Source organism: Novacetimonas hansenii JCM 7643, from assembly GCF_000964405.1.
GTDB classification, from domain to species: domain Bacteria; phylum Pseudomonadota; class Alphaproteobacteria; order Acetobacterales; family Acetobacteraceae; genus Novacetimonas; species Novacetimonas hansenii.
On record NZ_BANE01000464.1, the window covers coordinates 1 to 1544 of the forward strand.

1 protein-coding gene is annotated in these 1544 nt (G+C 58.9%); it reads left to right on the plus strand.

The features are described from left to right. Position 1: 1 nt before the first annotated feature. Positions 2-1544 (plus strand): B12-binding domain-containing radical SAM protein (locus tag B7G66_RS16995; protein WP_048859457.1); only part of this gene is annotated, 1543 nt, incomplete at its 3' end.

Here is a 1544-nt window from a genome sequence, read left to right on the forward strand (position 1 = left end):
AATGACCGACATCTGCAAGGTTCTGATGATCTTTCCCCTTTTCAATGCAGGATCATTCTGGAATTACAAGGAAGCCTGTGATCTGACCGGTGCGCGTTATCCTGCCGCGCCGCTTGGCCTGATTACGGTTGCGGCCCTGCTGCCCAAAGAATGGGATGTCAGGCTGGTCAATCGCAATACCGAAGACCTGAGCGATGAGGACTTCCGCTGGGCCGACATGGTGATGACCGGCGGGATGCTGCCACAGCGTAATGACACGCAGCATATCATCGACCTCTGCCGCGCCAGCAACAAGCCGGTGGTCGTTGGCGGGCCCGATGTCACATCCAGTCCCGCCCTTTATGGCAATGCGAATTTCCAGGTCCTGGGCGAGGCCGAGGAAATCATGGGCGATTTCATCGCGGCATGGCGCCGCGGCGCGCGGGAGGGCACTTTTCAGGCCCCCATGGGCAAGACCGACGTCACCAAAAGCCCGCTTCCCCGCTTTGACCTGCTGAAACTGGACCAGTATCTTCATGTCGGGGTCCAGTTTTCACGCGGGTGCCCGTTCAGTTGCGAATTCTGCGATATCATCGAACTGTATGGCCGCGTGCCGCGCACCAAGACGAATGCGCAGGTCATGGCCGAACTCGATGCGCTGTATAACCTTGGCTATCGCGGCCATGTGGATTTTGTCGATGACAACCTGATCGGCAACAAAAAGGCGCTCAAGAAGTTCCTGCCGGACCTGAAACGCTGGCAGGCCGAAAGGAAATTCCCGTTCGAGTTCTCGACCGAAGCCTCCATCAACCTCGCCGATGACCCAGACCTTCTGCATAGCCTGTCGGATACGAATTTCTTTGCGATCTTCGTCGGGATCGAAAGCCCGGATACCGATACGCTTGTCATGACGCAGAAAAAGCAGAATACAAGGCGCAGCCTGCAACAGAGCATCGAGACAATCCACAGGGCCGGTATTTTCGTAAATGCGGGGTTCATCGTCGGCTTTGACAGCGAAAAGAGCAGCGTCGCCGCCGGCATGATCGCATGTATCGAGGATACGGCAATCCCGGTCTGCATGGTCGGGCTGCTGTATGCCCTGCCCACGACGCAACTGACACGCCGCCTGCTGGCCGAAGGGCGCCTTTTCCCCGCCGATGACCAGACGCAGTCGGGGGACCAGTGTACGGCGGGCCTGAATTTCGAAACGAAACGGCCACGTCGGGATGTGCTCAATGATTACCGGACGGTGCTTAAGGCGATCTATGACCCGGTGGCCTATTTCGGCCGGGTGCGCCGCCTGGGCCGGATGCTGAGGCGGGAGCGCGCGCACCGGATGATCAAGGGCGACCTGCGCAGTTTCGCCCGCCTGATACTGCGCATACACCGCGCAGGACCCGGCACGGCCGGACAGTTCTGGCGCATGCTGATCGACTGTGCCCTGCATAACCCCAAGGCCGTGCCCTATGTTATCATGACAAGCGCCCTCTATCTCCATCTCGGCCCGTTCTCACGGCAGGTCATCGCAGAAATCGATCGTGAAATCGCAAATGTCGATCAGGGGC